This window comes from Pseudomonas sp. GL-R-26, from assembly GCF_019947365.1.
Lineage (GTDB): Bacteria > Pseudomonadota > Gammaproteobacteria > Pseudomonadales > Pseudomonadaceae > Aquipseudomonas.
In genome coordinates this window covers 103,140-127,230 of the sequence record NZ_JAGYGI010000019.1, presented here as the reverse complement: position 1 = coordinate 127,230, position 24,091 = coordinate 103,140, and the positions used below count along the sequence as shown (strand labels likewise).

Below are 24,091 nucleotides of genomic sequence, written 5' to 3'. Positions count from 1 at the left end.
GCGCTGTCGACGTCGCTGATGGTCAGGGTGCCGTTGGTGGAGATGTCGGCGGCGGCATGGGTCTCGGTGAGGTTGGCGATGTCGGCGGACAGCACGGCCGCATCGTTGGTGCCGAGGATATGCACGGCGACCGAAGTGAGAGTGCCGTCGGCACTGTTCACCGTGAAGGTGTCGGTGTAGGTGGTGCCGGCGGCGAACTCGTCGTGGGCGGAAGTGGCGACGTAGGTCCAGGCACCGTCGGTGCCGATGGAGAACTGGCCGTAGTTGCCGGCGGTATTGGTTTGCGCGACGAAGGTTGCGGCGCTGTCGACGTCGCTGATGGTCAGGGTGCCGGCGGTGGAAATGTCGACGGCGGCATGGGTCTCGGTGAGGTTGGCGATGTCGGCGGACAGCACGGCCGCATCATTGGTGCCGAGGATATGCACGGTGACCGAAGTGAGGGTGCCGTCGGCACTGCGCGCCGTGAAGGTGTCGGTGTAGGTGGTGCCGGCGGCGAACTCGTCGTGGGCGGAAGTGGCGACGTAGGTCCAGGCACCGTCGGTGCCGATGGAGAACTGACCGTAGCTGCCGGCGGTGTTGGTTTGCGCGACGAAGGTTGCGGCGCTGTCGACGTCGCTGATGGTCAGGGTGCCGTTGGTGGAGATGTCGGCGGCGGCATGGGTCTCGGTGAGGTTGGCGATGTCGGCGGACAGCACGGCGGCGTCGTTGCTGCCGGTAATGGTGATGGTCACGTTCTTGGTCACCGTCGCCCCGAAGTCGTCGGTCAGCGTCACCGTGAACACTTCGGTCTTGGTCTGGCCCGCGGCCAGGTACTGCGCCGCGCTGTTGTCCAGCGTATAGCTCCAGCCCACGCTGCCCGCCGCGTCGTTCGTGCTCTCGTCGCTGACATTGGCCACCAGCGTACCCAGCGCACCGGCCGGCGCGCTCACGCTGGTCACATGGGCGTGATCGGCCAGGTCCACGTCGCCGAAGGCGAAGCTGCCGCTGGTCACCGTGGTGCCGTCTTCGGCCACCGCTGCGCTTTCGACCTCGGCCGCCGTCACCGTTGGCGCGTCATTGGTGCCGGTGATGGTGACGGTCACATTCTGCGTTACCAACGAACCATGACCATCGCTGATGGTGACCAGGTAAGTTTCGGTTACTGTCTGTCCCTGGGCCAGGTACTGCGCCGCCGCAGTGCTCAGGTTGTATGTCCATTGCACCGAACCGTTGGCCGCGTTCGCTGCTTCGCTTACCTCCGAGAGCACGAACGTACCAAGATGAGTAGCATTGCCCTCCGCCGGCGCGGACGTCGCCATGTGTGTGTCACTCAGGTCGACGTCATTGAAGTTAATTGTGCCGCTGGCCGTCAGCGAGTCGGTCGTGCTCGCAGTGGTGTCGGCGTCTTCGGTCACCATGCCGGCCTGCACGCCGAGGCTGATCGTCACACCATCATTCACGCCCGAGAACTGCACTGTCGCGGTGGCCCAACTGAGCGTTCCGTTGCCCAGACGCATCGCATAGGTAAAGCTGTCCGTCAGGAACTCGCCAGCAGAAAGCGCCTGGAGTTGCTCCTTGAACGCAGTAGTGAAAGTAGTGGCGTCGTAGCCGACCTTACCGTCGGAGGTGATCCAGATCTTTGCACCATTCAAACTGGTGTCAGAACTCATCGCCTCAGCTCTCGCCGTATCCTGGACCAGGAGGTCGGCCGGAGCATAAGCCTTGGTGGCAGTAGGATCGCTCACCGCATTGTCGAGTGACCAGAGTGTCTTCGCGTTACCGCCGAGGTCATTGGACATGACGTCCCAATACATGACTCCCTGCAGATTTTCATTGGTGGTGAAGACGTCATCCTTCGCCTGCGGCGTGTTGGAAAACGAGGTAACGGTTCCGCCGCTGGTAGTTGTAGTGCTAGCCATGTCTTTCTCCCTAAGAAGTCACCCTGAGCAAAAAACCGCTGTGGGCCGCTAACAGCCACAAGCCGATTCTTCCCCAACCCACGAACACTTCACTCCACCGGTACCAGCCGGCTGGCCAGTAGCTTCACACCCACCCCCGCCCTGCCGCCCTGCGGCTCAATACGCACGATTTGTCCTTGCGCCTTGAACTTCATGGGGCCGCCGGGAGTGTCGAGCTCGATCTCGAAGTCAATCAAGCTACCCACCTGCTGCTCGCTATCGGTTTCGAAATACAAACCGGAGGCGCTGATGTCACGGGTGACACCGTTGCCCCCACCGATCAGTTGCAGCGATAAGGTGACTTGTTCACGGGGCTCAATTCGGTGTGTGTCTTTCATGACCGCAGTCTAAAAACGACCGCTGTGTTTTACATGAGCGCGTCATCCCTTTTTTCTGGGAGTCAATCACCCATAAAAACAGTGTTTTATGGGACAAATGTCATGGGAGGGGGAGCTGAAGCGCTATAGAAAAAAGCTACGGGCTGCAACGATTGCTATCATGATCAGCTAACACAACCGCCTAAAGAGGCAGCGAGCCGCATGCCAATTCAAGTCCTGTTAGTAGCTCTACCGCTCGTGGCCTGGGGCCTTGAGCGTCTGGTGGAAAGCGCTCAACCGAGGTTGGCATTGGCGGGTTCCACGGCGTCGGTGGCGCAATACCTGCTATCGCTGCACCTATACACACCAGATGTGGTGGTATTGGACCTGGACAGCGAGGACTGTATCGAGTCGCTGGCCGACCTGCACAGCCGGACCAAAGCCAAGATTCTGGTTGTGTCAGGGTCGAGTGACTTGGCACTGCATGACAGTGCGGTGCTGGCGGGCGCACGAGGCGTGGTGGATAAGCGGGAGTCGGCATCCGCATCAACATTGCTCAAAGCCATAGAAAAAGTGCATGAAGGCGAACTCTGGATTGACCGCAATGCGACCAGCCGTATCTTCCTTGAACTGGCGCGCAAGAAAACCGAGCGCGATATTGACCCGGAGCAACACAAAATCGCCAAGCTGACGCGCCGCGAGCAGCAAACCATTGCATCGCTGGCCAGCGACCCCTCAGCCCCTGGCAAGTTGGTGGCCGAGAAACTGCACATCAGCGAGCACACGCTGCGCAACCATTTGACATCGATCTACAGCAAGCTGGGCCTGACGAACCGCGTAGATCTCTACGCCTACGCACACAAGCATGGGCTTTCTACAGACGACTGAGGGCGGCGGCAACACGCCCGATCTACCCCACCCCTCTCCAACATAGGGCCACAGTGGGAGGCACCACTTCATTCAAATCGGTGTTTACACACTCTGGGCCAAAAGCAGCCGCTCAAGACTCCTAAAAATCCAGAGGTCATTCAGCTTTGTGCTGAGCCACGTGAACGTTACCCCCCAACAACGCCTACGGGTAGGCCGGGACGACCTTTGCCTGCTCTATCAGCCAATCGATGAGCAAAGCTATCTCAGGGATATCGCGACTCTCCTCGTTGCAGATACAGAAATAATCCATCCCCGTCGGCACCTTCAGTGCAAAGGGCTGCACCAGGCGTCCCTCATCCAGATCGCGCAACGAGTTGATCTCGTCGCTGAGTGCAACGCCATAGCCATCTCGCGCCGCCTGCAGGGCAATGCCGAAATCTTCTAGATGGACATCGGCATCTCCTGGGTAAGGCAAGCGCGCCTCAAGCAGCCAGCGCCGCCATTGAGCGCCGTCATCCTCATGCAAGAGGCGGTGGTGAATAAGGTCGGACGGCTGCTTGAGCGCGCGCGGGCCGCGCAGCAGTTGCGGGCAGCAGACGGGAAACATATGCAGGCTTTGCAGTGGCCGCCACCAGAAACCCTCCCACGTCGGAGCGTCGTAGAGCACGGCGATATCGGCCCTGCGCCAGTCCACCTCACTGATGTCGTCGGCAGTAATGACGCGTAGGTGAATGTGCGGATGTTCTGCACGAAAGGCGAACAACTTCGGCATCAGCCAGGCCGCGCCAAAAATCGGTTCCGTGGAAATGGTCAGGACTTTCGTCGCCGGTTCCTGGAAGTACGCCTCGGAAATCTGTCGCACCCCTTCGGTGATCTCGCCGATGCCGCGGGCTACCGAGCGTTGTAGCGCCAGGCCTCGTTCGGTCAGCACCAGGAAGCGGCCCTGCTTGTAGAAAAGATCGATGCCGAGTGAGCGCTGTAACGCTCTTATCTGCTGGCTGACAGCCCCGGCGGTGACATGCAGCTCAGCGGCGGCCGCACCGACATGGCCCAGCCTTGCAACACATTCAAATACGCGAAACGCATGGAGCGGAGGTAAGGGCATGCGGGTCTACCGTTTAGTTTTTATGCCTGTTTTATCGGCAATTTATATAGATTGATTGCGCCTTGAGCAACCGCAAAGATTCAGCGAAGGCTTGGTAAATGAGATATCTGGCTGGATAACCTGGGGGACTCGTTACATGGATAAAGAACAAGACATTCAGTTGGCAACAGAGCAGTTGATGGCAAATCAAGCCGCGATGGAGGGGCCTACGAATCCGGGAAGGCGCCGGTTCAATATGGGCGCGTTAGTGGCTATTACTGCAACTGCCATCGGTACATCAGTGCTTGGACGCCTGGCCCGAGCGGCGGAGTCCAACCCTGCCTCCGATGGCTATCGGGTGCCCGCAGAGTGGGAGCCACACCAGAGCGTGTTGATGGCGTACCCCTATGACAAGAGCTACAAGGACCAGCTGAAACCCATGCAGGATTCTGTCATCAACGTAGCGAATGCCATTGCGCAGTTCGAGCCGGTCTTGATGATGGCGATGACCGGCTATACCGAGGTTGTACGCAAGCGCTGCGGCCCTAACGTTACTGTTATCGAGAATCCATACAACGATTGCTGGACCCGTGATACCGCGCCAGTTTTCGCGCTGAGCCCATCAGGACGCGACATGCTGGGACGAGATTTCATTTTCAACGGCTGGGGCAACAGGTGGGCGGCTACCCTGGATGATCAATTGCCCACCGGCGTGTGCTCCACCCTTAACGTACCTAAATCAACAGTCAATATGGTCTTTGAAGGTGGCGCCGTGATTACCGATGGGCAGGGCACGCTCATTACCACCGAACAGTGCCTGCTCAATCCCAATCGGAATCCGAGCATGACGAAGGCACAAATCGAGACCGCGCTGCTGCGTGCCTACAACGCGACCAAAATGATCTGGCTGCCGTATGGGGTGTACGGCGACGACGGCGCTGCCGCTACCGATGGGCATGTCGACCTGGTTGCTGCCTACATCGAGCCAGCCCATCTGCTATTGAATTACCCGTCGGACCCAAACAACCCCAACGTGCCCAGGATGGCGGCAAACCTGACAGTGCTGCAACAAAGCACCGATGCAAGGGGCCGTCCCTTCAGGATTACCAAGATGCCCGTCCAGCCAACATTCAAGGTGTCAGGCCTGACGGTGGAGAACTTCAGCTACATCAACTTCTACAAATCCAACGTCGGCATCGTGGTTCCTACTTCAAGCACTCCTGCAGATGAGATTGCCTTGAATCTCTTCCGGGAGATTTTTCCGGGACGGCCAGTCGTGGGTGTCGATGGCACCATCCTTGCCAACAATGGCGGTGGTGTGCATTGCATCACCCAACACATTCCTGGTGTCGGTTAGTTCTGAAAAGAATTGCTCCCTATGAGGCGCAAGCAATAGCCAGAGTACTTTCCCTCGCAGGGTTGGTCCAGTTCGGCTGATCCAGCCCTGCGAGGGGAATCACTGCCCAACTCCAAGAAGATGACGTGCCCGCGTTTGTGCATGTCGCTGCCTGGTGCATCCCGTCAGCGTCTGCACGAAACGTAGGAGACATCGGTTTGAGACCTTATCGTTTAGTTTTTTTGCTTTAATTTCTTGCAATTTATATAGATTGATTGTGATTAGAGCAACCGCAACAATTCATCCGGAGCTAGGCCAAAGACAATAATTCAAAAGGTGGTCCTATGAAGTACAAGCAGCAACAGCCGTGGCAAAAAATCGATATTGGAGCGGACTCGGTGTCCTGGCGCACCGCCCGCGTTGGAGTCGGCAGCCTGCGTGCCGTCCTCAAAGCCCTGACGATGCTCACTGGCCCGGTGCTGGCAGCCGAACGAGTGGGCACCATCTCCCAAAGCTGTGAGAAATTGATCAAGCATCAACTCCCCCGTTCGCTCCTCGCTACGATCTGCAGCCTCGGCCTGCTGACCGCTAACGCTCATGCGCAAGAGCGCACCCTGCGTGTCTACAACTGGTTCGACTACGTCGCCCCGCAGACCCTGGACAACTTCAAGAAGGAGAATGGCGCAAAGCTGGTCTACGACATCTTCGACAGCAACGAAACCCTGGAGGCCAAACTACTCACCGGCAACTCCGGCTATGACGTGGTGGTGCCGTCCGACAGTTTCCTCGCCAAGCAGATTCAGGCCGACGCTTTCCAACCACTCGACCGCAGCAAGCTACCCAACTGGAAGCACCTGGACCCGCAACTGATGAAGCTGATCGAAGCCAACGATCCGGGTAACCGCTTCGCCGTGCCTTATATGTACGGAACCGTGCTGATCGGGTTCAACCCGGCCAAGGTCAAGGCTGCGCTCGGCGAGAACGCGCCGGTGGACAGCTGGGATCTGATCTTCAAGGAAGAGAACATTGCCAAGCTCAAGCAGTGCGGCGTGGCCCTTCTCGATTCGCCGACGGATATGATCCCCATCGCCCTCCACTACCTGGGCCTGCCACCCAACAGCACTCAGGCCAAGGACTACGAGAAGGCCGAAGAACTGCTGAAAAAGATCCGCCCCAACGTCGCCTACTTCCATTCCTCAAAATACATGACCGATATCGCCAATGGTGACATCTGCGTGGCCGTGGGTTACTCCGGCAGCTTCTCCCAGGCGGCCAATCGTGCCAAGGAGGCCGGCAACGGCGTGGTGGTGGACATGCGCTTGCCCAAGGAAGGCGCTCCGGTCTGGTTTGACGTGCTGGCCATCCCCAAGGATGCGAAGAACCCGGATGATGCCCATGCCTTTATCAACTACCTGCTGCAGCCGCAGGTGATTGCCCCGATCAGCGACTTCGTCGGTTATCCCAACCCGAACAAGGACGCCACTGCCCTGGTCAGCCCGGAAATCCGCAACAACCCCAATCTCTACCCCTCCGCCGAGATCCAGACTTCTCTATTCGCGCTGGTGCCACTGCCGTCCAGTGCAGAACGCGCTCGCACCCGTGCATGGACCAAGCTCAAGTCGGGAACCTGACAGTAAATAGCGCTGCGTCAGTGAGGCCCAACGGAACCAGGCACATGGCCGATGCGGTTTCGCTGGCACGCGGCGCCAATCAAGTCACCTTGCAGACCCAGTAGCCAGTGGTAACAGCATGATTGAAGTAACCGAAGTTTCCATTGCCGAGCTGCGCGCAGCCCTCGAAGCTGGCCGAACCACGGCAGTTGAGCTGGTCCAGGCCTATCTCTCAAGGATCGATGCCTACGACGGCCCCAACACGCCCACCGCCCTCAACGCGGTGGTGGTGCGCAACCCGAATGCGCTTGAAGAAGCGCAGGCCTCCGACGTCCGTCGTGCCCGTGGCGAGACCCTCGGCCCGCTCGATGGTATTCCCTATACAGCCAAGGACAGCTACCTGATCAAAGGCCTGACCGCGGCGTCCGGCAGCCCGGCCTTCAAGGACCTGGTCGCCTATCGCGATGCGTTCACCATCGAGCGCTTGCGCGGCGCCGGTGCGATCTGCCTGGGCAAGACCAATATGCCGCCCATGGCCAATGGCGGCATGCAGCGCGGCGTGTATGGCCGTGCCGAGAGCCCGTACAACGCGGACTACCTAACTGCGCCCTTCGCGTCGGGCTCATCCAACGGCGCAGGCACGGCCACCGCCGCCAGTTTCGCCGCCTTCGGCCTTGCTGAGGAAACCTGGTCGAGCGGTCGCGGACCTGCCTCAAACAATGGTCTGTGCGCCTATACACCGTCGCGCGGGGTGATCTCGGTGCGCGGCAACTGGCCACTGACGCCAACCATGGATGTAGTCGTGCCCTATGCCAGGACCATGGCCGACCTGCTCGAAGTACTCGACGTGGTGGTGGCCGAAGACGCCGACAAACGTGGGGACCTGTGGCGCTTGCAGCCTTGGGTGCCGATCCCCGGCGTCGCTTCGGTGCGCCCCGCTTCCTACCTGGAACTGGCTGCAAGGCCCGCCGCACTCGCCGGCAAGCGCTTGGGCGTACCGCGCATGTACATCAACGCCGACCCCGACGCGGGCACCAGCAAAGCGCCGGGTATCGGGTGGGCGACAGGCCAGCGGATCAACACCCGTCCCTCGGTGATCGCCCTCTGGGAAAACGCGCGAAAGACTCTGGAAGCGGCCGGTGCCGAAGTGGTCGAGACGGACTTCCCGCTGGTCTCCAATTGCGAGGGCGATCGACCTGGGGCGCCGACAGTGTTCACCCGCGGCCTGGTGTCCAAGGAATTCCTCCATCACGAACTGTGGGACCTGACCGCCTGGGCATTCGATGACTTCCTGCAGGCCAACGACGATCCCAAACTAAACCGTCTGGCGGACGTCGACGGCCCGCAGATTTTTCCGCACGACCCAGGCGCTCTGCCTGACCGCGAAGATGGCCCGGCCATTGGCATGGACGAATACGTGCGCATAGCGGAGCGTGGCATCGCCCCGTGGGATCAGATCGCCACGCTGTCTGATGGCCTACGCGGGCTGGAGCAGACCCGGCGTATCGATCTTGAGGAGTGGATGGATCGGCTGGGGCTCGACGCAGTGATCTTCCCGGCGGTCGCCGACGTGGGCCCGGCGAATGCCGATGTCGATCCGCAATCGGCGGATATCGCCTGGAGCAACGGCGTCTGGGTCGCCAATGGCAACCTCGCCATCCGTCACCTCGGCGTGCCAACGGTCACCGTGCCGATGGGCGTGGTGCCGGACATCGGCATGCCCGTCGGCCTGACGTTTGCCGGTCGCGCCTACGACGACTCAGCGCTGCTGCGCCTGGCGTCGGCATTTGAGGCCACCGGATCGAAGCGCTTGATCCCGGTGCGAACCCCACCCTTGCCAGGCGGCTGAAAACCGCAATGGGTTTGGCGCGATAAAGCGCCAATCCAGCCCGGTCACGGCAAGCCCGAGCAACAAAAATCAACCTCTACCCCAGCGAGCACCGCGTGAGCGTATGCATGCCTGGGTCAGCTTCAGTAACTCGCATTGAGAATCCCATGCTAAATGACAATTCGATAATCGATCAGGCGATGACGCGTGACAGCCTGTATGGCACCCATGGTGAACCGACCTACGGTGGTATCACCAGCTTTATGCGGCGTCGCTACACCCGCGATTTGCGTGGCGTGGATATCGCCATTAGCGGCATCCCGTTCGATACCGCGACCAGCAATCGATCGGGCAGCCGCTTCGGACCGAGGGCCATCCGCGAGGCATCGGTACAGTCCGCCTGGGCGCGTCACTGGCCTTGGGAATTTGACCCGTTCGATCTACTCGCTTGTGTCGATTATGGCGATTGCTATTTCGATTACGGCACCCCGGAGCAGACCCCTGCGGCGATCAGGGCCCATGCCGAGCGGATCCTGGCGGCGGGTACTGCGATGCTGACCCTGGGCGGAGATCACTTCATCAGCTATCCGCTGCTGCAAGCGCACGCGGCCAAGTATGGTCCACTTTCCTTGATCCATTTCGATGCGCACCACGACCTGGAGTTCGACGGCGAGGACAAGCGCATCGACCACGGTTCGATGTTCTATCACGCCGTCCGCGAAGGGCTGGTTGATCCTGCACGATCCATCCAGATTGGCCAGCGCACAACCAATGACGACGTCATGGGCTTTCAGGTGCTGAATGCCAGCGAGGTGCATGATCGCTCTACCAGGGAACTGGCGGAGATTATCCGGGCGCGCGTTGGCGACCATCCGGTCTATCTCACCTTCGATATCGACTGCCTCGACCCGGCATTTGCCCCAGGCACGGGGACGCCGGTCTGCGGTGGACTATCGAGCCATCAGGCCTTGGCGATTCTGCGAGGCCTGCGCGGTATCAACCTGATCGGCATGGACGTGGTGGAGGTAGCACCGCCCTATGACCACGCGGAGATTACTGCGCTTGCCGGGGCCGCGATAGCGATGGAGATGATCTGTCTGTATGCCGCGCGGCATAAGCTGTAACCCAGTGGTCTGGACAGCTACAAACATTTTTCGACCAGTTGCTCTCATGACGGCAACTTGGCCGATTTCTGCCTGTCGCCACCGTCAACTTCACGCCCTGAGGAAGTCAGTCAACCAAAATCGAGGTTCTTCAGGAGCGATGAACCACACTTCCTCAAGGCATTCAAATAGGTGGTTTCATCGTAGAGCGTCCTAGTCTGCCAGACCCGGTACAGAATCCGAATCCACTTAAACGCCAGTGCGCGTACGGCAACCCTAAGTCAAATCTAAAGGCAAATACTGGGGTTTAGTCAGACAGGGCTCCCTGGTCGCCTGGTTGCTGGCATGCCTGGCCGCACGGCGCCCGGAAAACACACAATCCGCGGCAGACAGTCCACTCACATACAGGTTCGATGGAAGTCCGATTGCCGTACGACCGGCTGCATACAAGCCGGTGATCCGGGTGCGGTCCTCGCGCAACACCTGACCGCTGTCCTCATCAACCCGCAGGCCGCCTACCGTCATGGCAGAACATGGGAAGAGCTTGCTCGAGGCCGAAACATCCACGGCATAGAACGGTCCTTCGCTAAGAGCGTGGCATTCCGAGCGACTCTTGCCGAACTCGTCTGGTTCCAGCCCTTGGGCTGCCCGATTGTAGCGGGCCGCGGCCTCCCGAAGGTTGGCCGCCGGCATCCCGAGCTTTTCGGCCAGACCTTCCAGAGTGCTCGCCTTGCGGGTCTGGAAGAGCAGCGCCAGCACCAGGGGCAGACGCATGAAGGGAAACAGGTTCTCCAGCACTGCAGACTTCCAGGCACCGCGGTAAAGCGTCCGGTCGAGGATGATGTAGCCCCGGCCCTGCTGATGCTCGTTCATCTTGAGGCCGATAGCCGCACCATAGAGTTCCTCGTTTACGAAGCGCTGCCCCTGGCTGTTGACGAGAATGCCCTTGGGCCACTGAGAGGGTGGGTTTATGAAGCGCCAGCTGCTCACCCGCTCCATCAGCGCAGCCTCTCCCCCCACACTCTGGCCCAGGCGGATGCCACTACCGTTGTCCCCGCCAGGGGAACCCATCGCCATATTGGAGATGTACTTGGGGGAATGGGCGGCAAGCATCTGCCGGTTCCAGATGAATCCGCCGGCACTCAAGCACACCCCGCGCGAAGCCCGGATACGCTGGACGACGCCATGCTGGCGCTGCAGCTCGTCGGCCTTGCGCCAGTAACGTTCGGCCTTGCGCTCCAGACGGGCGAATCCCGGCATCGATGAGGGGAGCTTCTGCAGCAGTTGCCGGGCCATCTCCTGCGCATCCATGTACGCCTGGGTATGCGGCGAGTCGGGTGGCATCCGGATGACTACCAGCCCAACCACCTCCCCGCTTGCGCAAAGCACCAGACGGCGAGCTTCGGTTCGTGGCCAGAACTCCACCCCCTGGGCCCGCGCCCGCTGCTGCAGGGGCTCGGTCAGATGAACACCGAAGCCTACCGCCTGATTGACCGGCGGATGCCAGTACTTGTGTCCCCGTGGCGCAGGCTTGGCAACTGCCGCACAGGACTCGGCCAGCGAGCTGTCGGAGTGGTAGAGAAAATAGCCGGAAGGCGGATAGAAAGTCTTCTTCGTGTAGTAGGTGCTGTCGAACCGTACCCCATGCCCCTGCAGCCATTCCAGATCGGCCACACTGCCTTCGCAGAAGCGGCGGAGTGTTTGCGGGCTGACCACGTCCTGTACCTCAAGGTTCAAGTAACGGTACATAGCCTCGACACTGTCCGTAACGCCTGCCGCACGCTGAATCGGTGTACCACCCCCGGCATAAAAAATGCCGCCGTTCATCGCCGTCGCCCCGCCGCCACCAAAGGCATCGACCGCCAGCACTTTCAGACCTTTTTCCGCCGCCTGCAAGGCCGCGCTGATGCCTGCGCCTCCATAACCGACCACGGCGAAGTCGGTGGTGACATCCCATGCGACCTGGTCAGGGCTCTCCACCCGTTCCGGCGCCTCGATACGACTGAACCATTGAGGCGAGTGCGGGCCAAAATCGGACGACATGGCGTACTCCATGATGCTGCCTCTCTATCGAAGAGGCTGGTGTGAGGATGACCGGCTGCGCTGCAGTGCCCCGCACCGAAGGCCAGCCGGAAACAGGAAATCGGGGCACCGCTCCAGTGCGGTGCCCCTCGTACATCAGTCTTGCGGCTTGGCTGCCGATGGAGGTGCGTACTGAGCGAGCTTTTCGGCAGCCTGCTGGTCCCACACGGGTTGTGCGTGGCGGGTGTCGGTTTCGGCCTCGAAGCGGTTAACCATTTCCGGCTTGATATCGGCAATGTCCTCGAAGAACTGCTGGTACCAGCGACGCAGTTGGTACAACGGACCGTCGCTGTCGCAGAGCAGCGGATTGTCGATGCGGGTCTTGGTACGCCAGATCGCCACGTCCTGCAGGGTGCCCAGGCGATACGCCTCGGCTACGGCAGCGGCGCGAGCGGCATTGTGCTCGGGCGGCAGCATCGGGCTATTGCGGGTGATAAAGCCCATGTGCAGTACGAACTTGTTCGCATGAACCGGGTAGTGCGCGAGGATTTCATAGGTCTCTATCGGCTCGTTGCCCGGAATATTGGTCAGCAAGCGCGACACCAGATAGGAGGGACCATGGTAGGTCGTTTCTCCACGTGAAAAGCCATCCAGCTTGCTCAAATCGCCGGTATAGGCGGCATCCTTCTGATAGCCGGGTTGCTCTGGTTGCGGCCCCATCTCCAGGTACTGGGTGGCGAAATGGTCCTCGAAGACGTTCTTGAAGTAGGTGCTGCCGCCACCCATGCCCTCGCCATGCACGTAGAAGAAATGCGCGACATCGACCAGATTGTCGACCAGCTCCCGACTGTTGGTATCGACCTCATGGGTTGACCAGGACCAGTTGCTCCAGTCATCGCTGAAAGCGCCTTTCAGGTGGGGAATGATCACATCCGACGGTGGCGGATTGCCCTCGGGGTCGTGCCAGACGAACAGCTGTTTGTTTTCCTCGCAGGTAATGAAACTCTGCGTGCGCGCGCGCGGCGGCACGCGCTTGGCATAGGGGATGGCCGCGCACTTGCCGTCACCGGCCCAGCGCCAGTCATGGAAGGGGCAGGCGATGGTGTCGCCCTTGATGGTGCCCTCGCCCAGGTTACCGCCCAGGTGCGGGCAAAAGGCGTTGATGACATTGAGCTTCTTGTTGTGTTCGCCTTCGAACACTACCAGCTTGAGGCCGAATGCCTCGAAGGTATGCGGTTTGCCATCACGGAACTGTTCACTCAGCCCCAGGCAGTGCCAACCGCGGGCAAAACGTTCGCACTGGTCGCTCACGATGATGTGCGGTTTCTCGTTGGCCAGGTTGCTCATAAAGAACTCCAGTCGTTTTTATTGTTTGCAGGCTAAAGACAGTGGTTGTCGCGAGACCCGTGTCCACCCTCTGTCTATCCCGGGAATACCAGTGGGTCGGGGGTATGTCCCCGACCCCGAGGCGTTACAGGAAAAAATCCAGGCTCTGCTGGCCCAACTGCACCTTGGCCCAGTTCGTGCCGAACATCTGGAACTGATTGGCGGCATGCTGGCGACAGACATTGATGTCGGCCAGAAAGCGCCCATACGGGTTTCGGGTGTAGACCGCCGCACCGCCGGCTGCCTTGAACAGGCGCGAAGCCAGCTCCGCGACGCGCTCTGGCGGGTAGCTGGCCTGGAAGCGATACTTCACCCGCTCCTCGATCGGCGGAACCTCGCCCCGCTCGGCATAACCTTCGAGCGCCTCGAAGTTGCGCTTGAGCACCAGAGTCAGCTCGTCGATGGTGTTGATCGCTTCAGCGATCGCCAGCTGCGCTACCGAGTCGTCGCTGGTTTTGGCACCCACGACGTTGACACGGGTCTTGGCGGTCTCCACGAAGCTGTCGACCATGCCGCGCAACGCCCCGATCGAGGCCGTGGACACCGCCCGGCTGAATACCTGGCCGAATGGCATGCGATACAGCGCCGCGGTATTCATCTGGTTGCCGGGGCTGTTGCAGGTAAAGCCGTCGATCATCTTGTGCGTGCGGTACTCAGGCACAAAGGCATCCTTGATGACGATATCCTTGCTACCGGTCCCCTTCAGGCCCGCGGTATGCCAGGTATCGACGATTTCGTAGTCCTTGCGTGGAATCAGCCAGGTGCGCGCATCAATAGGTTGCCCCTCGGCAGTTTCCACCAGGCCACCGAGGAACACCCAGTCGCAGTGGTCGCAACCACTGGAATAGCCCCAGCGCCCGCTGAACAGGAAGCCGCCCTCGACAGGCTTGGCACGACCCGTGGGCATATAGGAAGAAGAGATCCGGACATTGCTGTCCTCGCCCCATACTTCCTGCGCCGCACGGTCATCGAACAGCGCCATCTGCCACGCATGTACCGCGACCACCGAGTAGACCCAGCCCACCGACATGTCGCCTTCGGCCAGGATCATGACGATGTCATAGAACACCTTGGGACTCATCTCGTAGCCGCCATAGCGCTTGGGCTGCAGCACGCGAAACAGCCCTGCGGCCTGCAGGTCGGCAATGGTCTCCTGCGGCAGACGGCGGTTCTCGTCGCCCAGCGCCGCTCGCTCGCGCAACACCGGAACCAGGGCCCGGGCTCGGGCGATCAGCTCTTCGCTGCCGGGAATGTTCGCGGCAGGCTGTTTCATCTCGACTGTTTGCATTGTTCTCGACTTCCCAAGTAGTGAATCCCGCTTTGGCGCAAGGGTGGCCACAGGCCCATGTTCCACAACAAAAGGCCCCCGGCGCGCCCTGCATCAGGAGTAGATGGCGCTAAATCACGAGGCCGGCGGAGCGGCCCACTGGTGCCCCCAATGGCTGCCACGGGTCGTTTCGAAAACCGTGTGATCGTTCTCCCAGTCCACAACCATGCCGCCGCAGCCGAACTCCAGGGCGAAGCCGCCCGGTGTCCAGACGTAAAACGAAACCATATCGTCGTTGACGTGGCGTCCAAGCGTGGCCGCCAGCGGGACCTTGTGCCGGGCGATGCGGTCCAGCGCGCGACCCACATCATCGAGCCCAGGCACCTCCATCATGATGTGCACGCAACCACTGGGCTGGGGCATCTCGGCCAATGCCAGGCTGTGCTGGCGGGGGTTGCAGTGCAGGAAGTGGATGCGCGCCCGGTACTCGGGCGAGAGCTGGACATGCAGCATGTCGGACAACTGGAATCCGCAGACGTCGGTCCAGAACTGCTTCGTTTCTTCGAACTTCATCGACGGCAGCACCACGTGCCCCATACCCATGGGACCGGTGACGAAACGCTCGACGCCGACCGGCGAAACGAAGGGCGCGAAGTCCGAGATCGGTCCCCAGGTCACCTCTTGCCGGTTCCCGGACGGGTCCACGAAGGAAAACATCCCGGTGACGCAACGAAGATGTCGATCCAACGGTGTCGACTCGACGATCTCCACACCCGCGCTGACGAGCGATTCTCTCGACGCGAGATACTGCTCCTCGGAGGCAGTCTCCCAGCCCGCCGCATAAAGGCCGTCTCTCGCCCCCGGCACAACCAGGATGCGATAGCGGCGACCATCGGCCTTCAAATACAGCGCGCCGTCCTCGCCCGACTCTTCGGCCAGGCCGATAATCTGGCTGCCAAAGAAGCGCCACTTTTCGATATCAGTGGACTCGACTACCGCGTAAGCGAATTGATTGATGCTCATGAGCCTCTCCCTAATGATGTTTCTTGTTTTTCACCCAAACGTCAGCCGTCGAAGCTGACCGAGACCTTGTCGCTCAGTGGTCGAGCCTGGCAGGCCAGCACCCAGCCCTCGGCCAGATCGACGGCACTCAGCACCTCGTTGCTACGCATGCTCACCTCGCCCTCCGCCACCCGGCACATGCAGGCACTGCAGCGCCCCTCGCGACAGGAGAAGGGCGCACCGACCCCCGCCCCGAGCAGGGCATCCAACAGATCGACATCCGGACTCCAGGGCAGCACGTGATGCTCGCCGTCGAGCTGCGCCATGAGTTCAACCCGCGGGCCGTCAGTCGCCGCCGCGGGGGCATCGGCCAAGATGCCGGGGTCGCTGCTCAGCGAAACAAAACGCTCGACATGAATCCGGCTGCGCTCCACGTTCAGGTCAAGCAGCGTCTGCTCCACGGCATCCATGAAGGGGCCGGGGCCACAGACGAAGGCGTGCGCATCCAGGCGCCCGTGGCAGATGCCGGCCAGTTGCGCCGCTGTCGGCAACCCCTGAACTGACTCCAGCCAGTGCATGACCGTGAGGCGTTGCGGGTAAGCACGCCCCAGTTGCTGCAACTCATCGCGGAAGATCACCGAACGCTCATCGCGGTTGGCGTAGAACAGCTGAACCCGACCTCGGCCCTGGTGCAGACAGGACTTGATAATCGACATCACCGGCGTGATGCCGCTGCCGCCGGCGAACAGCAGGAAATCGACATCCAGAGAAGCCGGACAGAACACCCCGGCTGGCGGCAATACCTCCAAGACATCACCGGCGCGCAGGTTGTCGCAAATCCAGTTGGAACCCAGACCATCGCGTACACGCTTGATGGTGACCTTCAGTGCAGCGTCCACCGCCGGCGCACTCGCCAGCGAATAGCATCGTGCGACGCTCTGCCCCTGGACAGGGATGCGCAGCGTCAAGAACTGGCCCGGCTTGTAAGCGAATGCCCGTGGCTCCACGGGAGAGGCAAACACGATCGACTTGCTATCGTGCGTTTCCTCGATGACCTCGGCCACCTGGAGTCGGAGATAAAGGGACGTCGACATAACTTCAACTCTTGCGCTAGCAACGGAGCCGAGCTCCATCACGTGCTCCCCGACTGGCGAGCACCCCTGACTCAGCCGAGGAAATCCAGGACTTCCCGGTTGAAGTAGTCCGGCTCCTCGAGCATGAACCAGTGCCCGGAACGGCCGGAGATCACCACCCGCACATCCTCGACCTGCTCCGCGACGATCAGGGCATGGCGCACCGGCAGGAAGTTGTCCTTCTGCCCCCACAGGCACAGCACTGGCATCTTCAGCTCGGCCAGGCGCTCGGTGAGCACCTCGACCTTGATCGTGGCGTACACCGCCAGGGGCTGTTCGAGCCAGATCGGCAGGCGCGAATCGATTACCTCCTCAGTGATCGTCTGTGGCGAGGCAACAATGTGATGCAGCAGCTCACGGAAGGACTCGCGATCGGTCTTGCGCCCCTGGATCAAGGAGGCCATGCAGCGCAGCCCGCTCATCTGGGCGGCCCATAATGCAGGCTCCTCGACCCCGCCCGGGCCCATCACCACGAGCTTGCTGATCTGCTCCGGGTAGGTCAGGCCGTACTGGAAGGCGATGGCCCCCCCCATGGAATTGCCGATCAGCACCGCACGGGTCACGTTCTTCTTGCTCAGCAGCTCGTGCAGCAGCTCCACTTGCAAGGTGGAGGTGTAGTGGATGTCTTGCGGTTTGTCCGAAAGCCCGTAACCCAGGAGATCCGGGATCAGCACGTGAAAGCCCTGCTCGGCGAAGAACGGGAAGTTCAGGTGGAAATTGCTGTAACCGCTCGCGCCTGGACCACTGCCGTGCAGGAAGACCAGCGTCGGGCGCTCCGCCGAGACCTGGCCAACTTCGTGACAATGCACGCGATAGGAATCACCCACCTCGATGAAATGGCCCACCGGAATCGGCGATCGAGAAGTTTCTGGTTGCAAGGACATAACCGTTCTCCACATGTTGTTATGGCCTGACTATGCTGCGGCAACCGCGCGCTCCGCATGATCCGCATGCAGTAGACGTTCAAATTTAGTTCGCTGCGAAAAGCCACCGGGCAGTGCCAGGTGCAGTTCATCGACGGCGGCTGCCAACCGGACAGGGAAGCCCTACCCTGCTGGGCGATAACTTCGGGGACGGGATTTTCGAGATGAAGGGATTGGTCACGGCAGCGGTGCGCGTGAGCGCGCGCACCGCGTCCTTGCCGATACTGCGAGGTGGTTGTATGCAGGCGAGCGCGGGGCGAAGTTGACGCCGTGTCGCCGCCACCCTACCCGCTAGCCTGCCGGGCTGGGAGTCGAAAGGCAGATCACCCCATTGAGCACCAGCCTGACCAGCTCCGCCTGCCGAGTCACCCCGGCCTTGGCGAAGATCGCGCGCAGGTGCGTGCGCGCAGTGTTACGCCGGATACCCAGCAACTCTGCCGCCTCGTCCAGCGACAGCCCGTTGGCCAGCTCCATCGCCAGGTTCGCTTCGGCGGGGGTGAACTCGAACACCTGGCGCATGATTTCACGCGGCGCCGTGGTTTGTGCATCCGGGTCGCAGACGAAGATCATCCAGGCCGGGCGGCATTTACCTTCGGACCCCTCGCGCAGGGGGATGCTCCTGACCACCAGCCCCAGCTTGCGTTTGCCGGAGGCCCGGGAGATGGACATCACCTGCGCCGCCGGGCCCGCCGAGTTGATGAGCTCCTGGAGCATGCTGCGCTCGTTGCGGTAATAGGCTTCCACACCATTTCCCGCCCGCTTCAGGCCATCGCTGTCATTGAGCAGCGACTGGGCAACATGGTTGCAGCGCAGCACCTTTTGATTCTCGTCGAGCACGATCGCACCGATATGCAACCGATTGAGCGCACCTTCATAAAGCTCGCTCTGGGTCTCCTGCAGCTCGATACGGGCGGCCAGGCTCAGCGCCTGGCTGAAGTGTTCGAGGAGGTCGCTCAGGCGAATCTTGTCGTCCTCGGTGAAGGCCGGTTGACTGGCCATACGATACATACGGATGCGGCAGACAGTGCCATTACCCGAAACGATATTGGCGCCCAGGCCATAGAGAGGCCCACCCTGCCCTATGAATCGCTGATAGAAGTCCGATGCCAGCCAATTGTCCACCCCGAGATAATCAGCGATGGTCACGACACGGCCGATCGGCAGCTCGAGGAAGGGGTCCAGGGTCCAGAAATGGGCACGATAGGCATCCTCGACTTCCGGATTCTTCGGCTGGCATACCAGGAACCCCAGGTCCGAACTGGTGGAAGGTCGAATCACGATGATTGCGCTGGAGGATTCCATGTAGGCGGCGAGATGCCGCACTGTGTCGCGCCAGGGGTCATCGCCGAGCAGACCGCGGTAGATAGCGAGCGTCATCCGGTTCTGATCGACCCGCCCGACCATGTCATGAAGCTCCTGGGTGTCCACTTCCAATGTGCGCATCCCCGGCCTGGGGAATATTGCCGGCAGAACCTCCCAAGCGTCGGGGGTGCCCTGTTTGTTTGGGTTGACTGCGCGCGATGTCTTCCTGGCATGCATCACAATTACCTCTGGTTATTGTTGTTTTAAGGTCACTAGTGTTTACGTCAACGAAGTCATGCGGTCAATCTGCCGGGAGCGCTCTGGCGAGGAGCGGATCGTTAGCCCCGTTCAACACGCAACGTACGCCATTCGGATCATAGATGCCCATCACGCAACGGTTGCAGCTTGTACACCCTGAATGCAACAGGCGTCCGTCGGCCAACTTGTTGACGAAATCAGCATCGTGAATGAGGGCCCTGGCAAGGGCGATGGCGTCGAAGCCTTCCTCCATCACTCGCTCGGCGGAGGATAGCGACTTCACCCCGCCCACCAGCGCCAGCGGCATGGAGACTGCCTTGCGGATCCGCCGGGCACTCTCAAGGAAGTAAAGTTCACGAAAAGACAGGTCTTTGGGCTGTTGCAATCCCAGCACCCAGGGCCCGATACGGGACAGCCCGCGCGCATGCGCCCGCATGTCGTCAATGGGCATGGGGCTGCCGAACAGCGCCCAGGGGCTGTACACGTTGTGGCCGCCACTGAGCGTCAGCATATCGGCACCGTCGCGCTCGAGGATTTTCGCCGTGACTGCCGCCTGCTCCGCATCGATACCGCCGCGCGCCGCGTCCGTCTGGTTGAGCTTGCAGGTCACGGCCATCCGCCCACCGACAGCGTCCTTGACCCGACGCAGCACCATGGCCGGAAAGCGGCTACGCGCTTCAACACTGCCACCATACCGGTCGCGGCGGCGATTGCTCAGGGGCGACAGGAACTGATTCAGCAGGTAGCCGTGGCCCATATGGATCTCGACAGCGTCGAACCCGGCTTCCCGAGCCAGCATGGCCGACTCGGCGAATTCATTGACGACCCGGTGCATATCGGCCTCGTCCATCGCCTTCTGGAACAGGATGCCATGGAGAAACCCAAAGGCATTGAATCCGGAAGATGCAGTCCTGGGGTAGCCGCGCGCCGGCTTCAACATCGAAAAGGAGCCGCCATGAGTGATCTGCAGGCAGGTTGCGGCCCCCTCGGCGTGGACGGCATCGGTCAGCACCCGCAGATGGCGCACCACACCTCTCGTCATGTGGAGTTGATGGCGGAAGGTTCGCCCCTGCGCCGACACCGCGCCATAGGCGACGGTGGTCATACCAACGCCCCCTGCCGCGATGTCCCGGTGGTGCTTGACCAGGGCCTTGGTAGGCATGCCATCGGGCGTCATTCCCTCGTTGGCGCCCGCCTTGATGAAACGGTTGCGCAAGGTAAGCGGGCCCAGCTTGAACGGCGAGAACGGGGACGGCATTTCCGTGGTCCTGCCGGTCACGTTGTCCATGCCATTAACCATGGGTGCCGCCATCGATTCGCAGGATCGCCCCATTGACGAAAGCGCCGTCGGCAGACGCCAGCATGGCAATCGCACCTGCCACCTCCTGGGGCTCACCCAGTTTTCGATCCGGGCGAGTCAGGTGCATGTACAGGGAGAGATCGGCTCCCGGCGGGAAGCTCTGCGCCTGAGCCGCCACCATCGGCGTGGCAATCCCGCCTGGCGCCACGGCGTTAACGCGTACACCCCGCTTGATGTACTCGCGCGAGAGCGCCTGGGTCAGCGCTGCCACACCACCCTTGCTGGCCGAGTAGGCGGCCATGTAGGCATGGCCGAAGAAGGCCGAGGTGGAGGCCGCGTTGACGATGTTGCCCTTGCTTTCCAGAAGGAAGGGCAAGGCTTCACGGCAGAAGAGGAAGGTACCGCCCAGGTTGGTCTGGACGACCCGCATGAAGTCTTCGAAGGAGGTGTCGGTGGTATGCGTGGAGCACAGCACCCCCGCCATGTTGACCAGCACATCCAGACTGCCGTGTTCCTGGGCGAAGTTCTGCACCGTGCTGCGCACCGCCTGTTCGTCGGTGATCGACAGCCTTGCCGCGAACGCCCGGCCACCCATCTCCAGCGCATTGGCCTGCGCCAGGGTTTCCTGCAGGCCGGCCTCGTCGAGGTCAACGGCAAGCACCGTGCCCCCTTCGGACACCAGGCGGATCACGGTCGCCCGGCCAATGCCGGACGCCCCGCCGGTAACGATGATGTTCTTGTTCTGGAAGCGAGATGCAAGGGTCATAACAGGTACCTTGTTGTCATTGTTGACTTTGCCCGGGGAGCGACGTCGCCCACCGGTTGCGAAACGTCTTGCTAGCGGCCGGTCAAGGCCGACTGACGCCCCGCTTCCTTGAGGGACTGTGCGGATCGTTCCGCGTCAGCTACGGCCTGGTCTGCAACATTGTCGACCGCCGGCTGGCGGGTCTCACCACGCAGCAGGAAGTACGACAGCGCCGGAGTCAGCACGAGAACCCCGAGCATGTTCCAGAGAAACATGAACGTCAGCAGGATACCCATGTCGGCCTGGAACTTGATCGGCGAGAACACCCAGGTCAGCACACCGGTCGCCAGTGTCAAACCGACCAGTGCGACGACCTTGCCAGTAAAGCGCAGGGCGCCGGCATAGGCCTCTTCCAGACTCGCACCGCGTCGTTGCAGGGTCAGCTGTACGCTGATCAGGTAGAGGGCATAGTCCACGCCGGCGCCCACCCCCAGGGCAATGACCGGCAAGGTCGCGATCTTCACACCGATCCCCATTACCACCATGAGTGCTTCGCACAGCAGCGATGTGATGATCAGCGGAATCAGCGCCACCAGCACAGCGCGCCAGCTGCGGAAAGCGATCAGGCAGAGCAGCACCACTGAAGCGTAGAGCAACAGCAGTACCTTCAGGCTAGCGTCGGCAACGACCTGATTGGTCGCGGCTTCGATTCCTGCAGGACCCGCCGCCAGCAGGAACTGGCGGTCGTCGCTGTTGTGTTTCTCTGCAAAGTTTTTTACGGCGTCCACCACGCGCTGCAGCGTCCCGGCGCGGTGGTCGGACAGATAGGCGATGACCGGCGATACAGAACAGCTGAAGTTGGCCAGCTCCGGCGATTGCACGGACGCGATCTGTGAGGCCTGTGCCGCCACTTCATCCTGGCGCGGGATGCTCATCCACTTCGGGTTCGCCTCGCCATAGCTGGCATTGATGAAGCGCACGGAACTGGCCAGGCTGGCGACCGTCTGCACGCCGGGTACGTCGCGCAACATCTGGGCGAGGCGGTCCAGCTCGGTCAGGGTCTCGAAGGTGGAGCAGCCGCCCGGTCCGGTCTTGACGATCACGGCGAACTGATCGGTGGAGCGGCCAAAACTCTGGTTGAAGAACGCCACGTCACGGTTGTAACCAGACTCGGGACGAAGCTCCGGTGCCCCGGCATCCAGATCGCCGATCTGCAGCCCGGACCGCACCTGGTAAGCGCCGATGCCCACCATTAGCGACAACAGCACCAGCACATGGGCATGTCCCGGTCTGGTGCATTTCACCAGCCGCGTGCCAATGGCTTCGAAGAACCGGCCACTGCCTGCCCGCTCGCCCTCGACTTCGTTGCGTACGCTGCGCCGTGCCGCCGACTGGCTGACGCCCAGGTAGGAGAGCATCACTGGCACCATGATCAGCTGCGTGAAGATCAGCACGCAGACACCGATGCTGGTGGTAATGGCCAGGTCGCGGATCACCGGGATGTCGATCACCATCAGGACGGCGAAGCCGAAGACGTTGGCCAGCAGTGCCGACAGCCCGGCGAGGAACAGGCGGCGGAAGGTATAGCGGGCGGCCACATACTTGTCGGTGCCACGGCCGATGTCCTGCATGATTCCGTTCATCTTCTGGGCGCCATGGGACATGCCGATAGCGAAGATCAGGAACGGTACCAGGATGGAGTAAGGATCGATTTGGTAACCCAGCAGCTGCATCAGGCCGAGCAGCCAGGCCACGCTGCTGAGCGAAGCCATCAGCAGCAGCAGTGTGCTGCGCAGGCAGTGGGTGTAGCCAAAGATGACCAGCGCCACGATCACGGCCGAGGCGGCAAAGAAGCCCATGACCAGCGTCAGTCCGTCGATCAGGTCGCCCACCAGCTTGGCGAAGCCGATGATATGGACGCGCACCTTGGGCTGGCCATCGGCACCGGGCACCTCGTACTGCCCACGAATCTCCTTCTCCAGGAAGGTCGCGAACTGCCGGTAGTCAAACGCGGCACCGGTGACCGGATCCTTGTCTATCAATGGCACCTGGATTACCGAGGAGCGCATGTCCAGGGACACCAGGTCGCCGATCAGGTTGCCTCGCATCACGTTCATCTGTAGCTGCTGCAGCTGCTCAGGCGAACCGTCGTAGTCATTAGGCATGACCGGGCCGCCTTCCATGCCAACCTCGGTGACCTCGTTCCAGCGCACCGCCGGCATCCACAGCGAACGCATCCAGGCGCGGTCAACCCCGGGCGCCAGGTTGATCTTGTCGTTGATCTCCTGGAGTGCCTGCAGGTAGGCGGGGTCATAGATGGTCCCGCGCGGGTTTTCCACCATGACGCGTACGGAGTTGCCCAATGCCGCGAGATCTATCTTGTTGTTCAGGTAGTTGCGGATGAACTCATGGGAGCTCGGCATCATTCGCTCGAAGCTCGCGTTGATGCGCAGGTCGGTGGCCCTGTAGCCCAGCAGCACCGTGAGAATGAAACACAGCAACACGAAGAACAGGCGATTGTTGAAGATCAGTCGCTCGATGAAATTTCCGGAGCGGACATCAAACTGAGCGCGATCCTGCATTACCGGTGTCGCATTGTTATCCTGGGATTTGGCCATTTTGTCTTTCCTCTGAGTCAGGCCCGATTGAGCACGCGCTCCCCTTCCGG

Annotated in this window: 18 protein-coding genes; 5 read left to right on the top strand and 13 right to left on the bottom strand. The window is 61.1% G+C overall.

Annotation, left to right across the window (positions count from 1 at the left end; all coding sequences use genetic code 11):
• Positions 1-1,898, bottom strand: a 1,898-nt coding sequence (locus tag KGA96_RS20140) for a VCBS domain-containing protein (protein ID WP_223514617.1), incomplete at its 3' end; no start/stop codon positions are given.
• Between the two features lie 89 nt (positions 1,899-1,987).
• Positions 1,988-2,275, bottom strand: coding sequence for a PilZ domain-containing protein (locus KGA96_RS20135; protein WP_223465100.1), 288 nt, complete (start codon positions 2,273-2,275; stop codon positions 1,988-1,990).
• Between the two features lie 201 nt (positions 2,276-2,476).
• Between KGA96_RS20135 and KGA96_RS20130 the strand changes: the two genes are divergently transcribed.
• Positions 2,477-3,142, top strand: a complete 666-nt coding sequence (locus KGA96_RS20130) for a LuxR C-terminal-related transcriptional regulator (RefSeq protein WP_046038196.1) — start codon at positions 2,477-2,479, stop codon at positions 3,140-3,142.
• Positions 3,143-3,326: 184 nt separating this feature from the next.
• Here the strand turns inward: KGA96_RS20130 and KGA96_RS20125 are convergent, their stop codons facing one another.
• Positions 3,327-4,229 carry a LysR substrate-binding domain-containing protein gene (locus KGA96_RS20125; protein WP_046038197.1) on the bottom strand — a complete coding sequence of 301 codons (903 nt, stop codon included), beginning with the start codon at positions 4,227-4,229 and terminating at the stop codon, positions 3,327-3,329.
• 136 nt (positions 4,230-4,365) lie between these two features.
• On the opposite strand from KGA96_RS20125, the gene KGA96_RS20120 reads away from it, so the two are divergent.
• The 4 genes from KGA96_RS20120 to speB all read left to right on the top strand — a co-directional run bounded on the left by KGA96_RS20120 (position 4,366) and on the right by speB (position 10,106).
• On the top strand, positions 4,366-5,565 hold the full coding sequence (locus KGA96_RS20120; protein WP_223514614.1) for an agmatine deiminase family protein: 1,200 nt from the start codon (positions 4,366-4,368) through the stop codon (positions 5,563-5,565).
• Between the two features lie 323 nt (positions 5,566-5,888).
• Positions 5,889-7,175: a polyamine ABC transporter substrate-binding protein gene (locus KGA96_RS20115; protein ID WP_223514610.1), complete on the top strand. Its 1,287-nt coding sequence runs from the start codon at positions 5,889-5,891 to the stop codon at positions 7,173-7,175.
• A gap of 118 nt (positions 7,176-7,293) precedes the next feature.
• Entirely contained in the window at positions 7,294-9,003 is a 1,710-nt protein-coding gene (locus tag KGA96_RS20110; protein ID WP_223514607.1) for an amidase, read from the top strand.
• A gap of 146 nt (positions 9,004-9,149) precedes the next feature.
• A complete protein-coding gene (speB, locus tag KGA96_RS20105) occupies positions 9,150-10,106 on the top strand; it encodes an agmatinase (RefSeq protein ID WP_223514604.1) in 957 nt (318 codons plus the stop codon).
• A 255-nt stretch (positions 10,107-10,361) separates the two neighbouring features.
• On the opposite strand, the gene KGA96_RS20095 is transcribed toward speB, so the two are convergent.
• From KGA96_RS20095 to KGA96_RS20050, 10 genes are all read right to left on the bottom strand, one after another.
• Positions 10,362-12,128, bottom strand: coding sequence for an FAD-binding protein (locus tag KGA96_RS20095; RefSeq protein WP_223514601.1), 1,767 nt, complete (start codon positions 12,126-12,128; stop codon positions 10,362-10,364).
• Between the two features lie 135 nt (positions 12,129-12,263).
• Positions 12,264-13,454, bottom strand: a complete 1,191-nt coding sequence (locus tag KGA96_RS20090) for a Rieske 2Fe-2S domain-containing protein (protein WP_223514598.1) — start codon at positions 13,452-13,454, stop codon at positions 12,264-12,266.
• Between the two features lie 124 nt (positions 13,455-13,578).
• Entirely contained in the window at positions 13,579-14,781 is a 1,203-nt protein-coding gene (locus KGA96_RS20085; protein WP_223514563.1) for a flavin-dependent monooxygenase, read from the bottom strand.
• Positions 14,782-14,895: 114 nt separating this feature from the next.
• On the bottom strand, positions 14,896-15,783 hold the full coding sequence (locus KGA96_RS20080; RefSeq protein ID WP_223465081.1) for a VOC family protein: 888 nt from the start codon (positions 15,781-15,783) through the stop codon (positions 14,896-14,898).
• A 41-nt stretch (positions 15,784-15,824) separates the two neighbouring features.
• A complete protein-coding gene (locus KGA96_RS20075) occupies positions 15,825-16,856 on the bottom strand; it encodes a ferredoxin--NADP reductase (RefSeq protein ID WP_317850353.1) in 1,032 nt (343 codons plus the stop codon).
• A gap of 71 nt (positions 16,857-16,927) precedes the next feature.
• Positions 16,928-17,779: an alpha/beta fold hydrolase gene (locus tag KGA96_RS20070; protein WP_223465079.1), complete on the bottom strand. Its 852-nt coding sequence runs from the start codon at positions 17,777-17,779 to the stop codon at positions 16,928-16,930.
• Positions 17,780-18,109: 330 nt separating this feature from the next.
• The gene (locus tag KGA96_RS20065; RefSeq protein ID WP_223465077.1) at positions 18,110-19,252 is read right to left on the bottom strand and encodes a helix-turn-helix transcriptional regulator; all 1,143 of its coding nucleotides are present in this window, start codon (positions 19,250-19,252) and stop codon (positions 18,110-18,112) included.
• 169 nt (positions 19,253-19,421) lie between these two features.
• Positions 19,422-20,666 (bottom strand): NADH:flavin oxidoreductase, encoded by a 1,245-nt coding sequence (locus tag KGA96_RS20060; protein ID WP_223514548.1) that lies wholly within the window; start codon positions 20,664-20,666, stop codon positions 19,422-19,424.
• A 4-nt stretch (positions 20,667-20,670) separates the two neighbouring features.
• On the bottom strand, positions 20,671-21,444 hold the full coding sequence (locus KGA96_RS20055; RefSeq protein ID WP_223465075.1) for an SDR family NAD(P)-dependent oxidoreductase: 774 nt from the start codon (positions 21,442-21,444) through the stop codon (positions 20,671-20,673).
• A gap of 71 nt (positions 21,445-21,515) precedes the next feature.
• Complete coding sequence (locus KGA96_RS20050; protein ID WP_046038212.1) at positions 21,516-24,041, bottom strand: efflux RND transporter permease subunit; 2,526 nt, start codon at positions 24,039-24,041, stop codon at positions 21,516-21,518.
• Positions 24,042-24,091 lie beyond the last annotated feature (50 nt).

Bases quoted from the DNA above. Each gene is read 5' to 3' on its own strand.
- KGA96_RS20125 (WP_046038197.1), bottom strand. From the start codon at position 4,229: ATGCCCTTACCTCCGCTCCATGCGTTTCGCGTATTTGAATGTGTTGCA.
- KGA96_RS20060 (WP_223514548.1), bottom strand. From the start codon at position 20,666: ATGGACAACGTGACCGGCAGGACCACGGAAATGCCGTCCCCGTTCTCG.
- KGA96_RS20095 (WP_223514601.1), bottom strand. From the start codon at position 12,128: ATGTCGTCCGATTTTGGCCCGCACTCGCCTCAATGGTTCAGTCGTATC.
- speB (WP_223514604.1), top strand. From the start codon at position 9,150: ATGCTAAATGACAATTCGATAATCGATCAGGCGATGACGCGTGACAGC.
- KGA96_RS20110 (WP_223514607.1), top strand. From the start codon at position 7,294: ATGATTGAAGTAACCGAAGTTTCCATTGCCGAGCTGCGCGCAGCCCTC.
- KGA96_RS20080 (WP_223465081.1), bottom strand. From the start codon at position 15,783: ATGAGCATCAATCAATTCGCTTACGCGGTAGTCGAGTCCACTGATATC.
- KGA96_RS20115 (WP_223514610.1), top strand. From the start codon at position 5,889: ATGAAGTACAAGCAGCAACAGCCGTGGCAAAAAATCGATATTGGAGCG.
- KGA96_RS20070 (WP_223465079.1), bottom strand. From the start codon at position 17,779: ATGTCCTTGCAACCAGAAACTTCTCGATCGCCGATTCCGGTGGGCCAT.
- KGA96_RS20075 (WP_317850353.1), bottom strand. From the start codon at position 16,856: ATGTCGACGTCCCTTTATCTCCGACTCCAGGTGGCCGAGGTCATCGAG.
- KGA96_RS20135 (WP_223465100.1), bottom strand. From the start codon at position 2,275: ATGAAAGACACACACCGAATTGAGCCCCGTGAACAAGTCACCTTATCG.
- KGA96_RS20055 (WP_223465075.1), bottom strand. From the start codon at position 21,444: ATGACCCTTGCATCTCGCTTCCAGAACAAGAACATCATCGTTACCGGC.
- KGA96_RS20120 (WP_223514614.1), top strand. From the start codon at position 4,366: ATGGATAAAGAACAAGACATTCAGTTGGCAACAGAGCAGTTGATGGCA.
- KGA96_RS20090 (WP_223514598.1), bottom strand. From the start codon at position 13,454: ATGAGCAACCTGGCCAACGAGAAACCGCACATCATCGTGAGCGACCAG.
- KGA96_RS20050 (WP_046038212.1), bottom strand. From the start codon at position 24,041: ATGGCCAAATCCCAGGATAACAATGCGACACCGGTAATGCAGGATCGC.
- KGA96_RS20130 (WP_046038196.1), top strand. From the start codon at position 2,477: ATGCCAATTCAAGTCCTGTTAGTAGCTCTACCGCTCGTGGCCTGGGGC.
- KGA96_RS20085 (WP_223514563.1), bottom strand. From the start codon at position 14,781: ATGCAAACAGTCGAGATGAAACAGCCTGCCGCGAACATTCCCGGCAGC.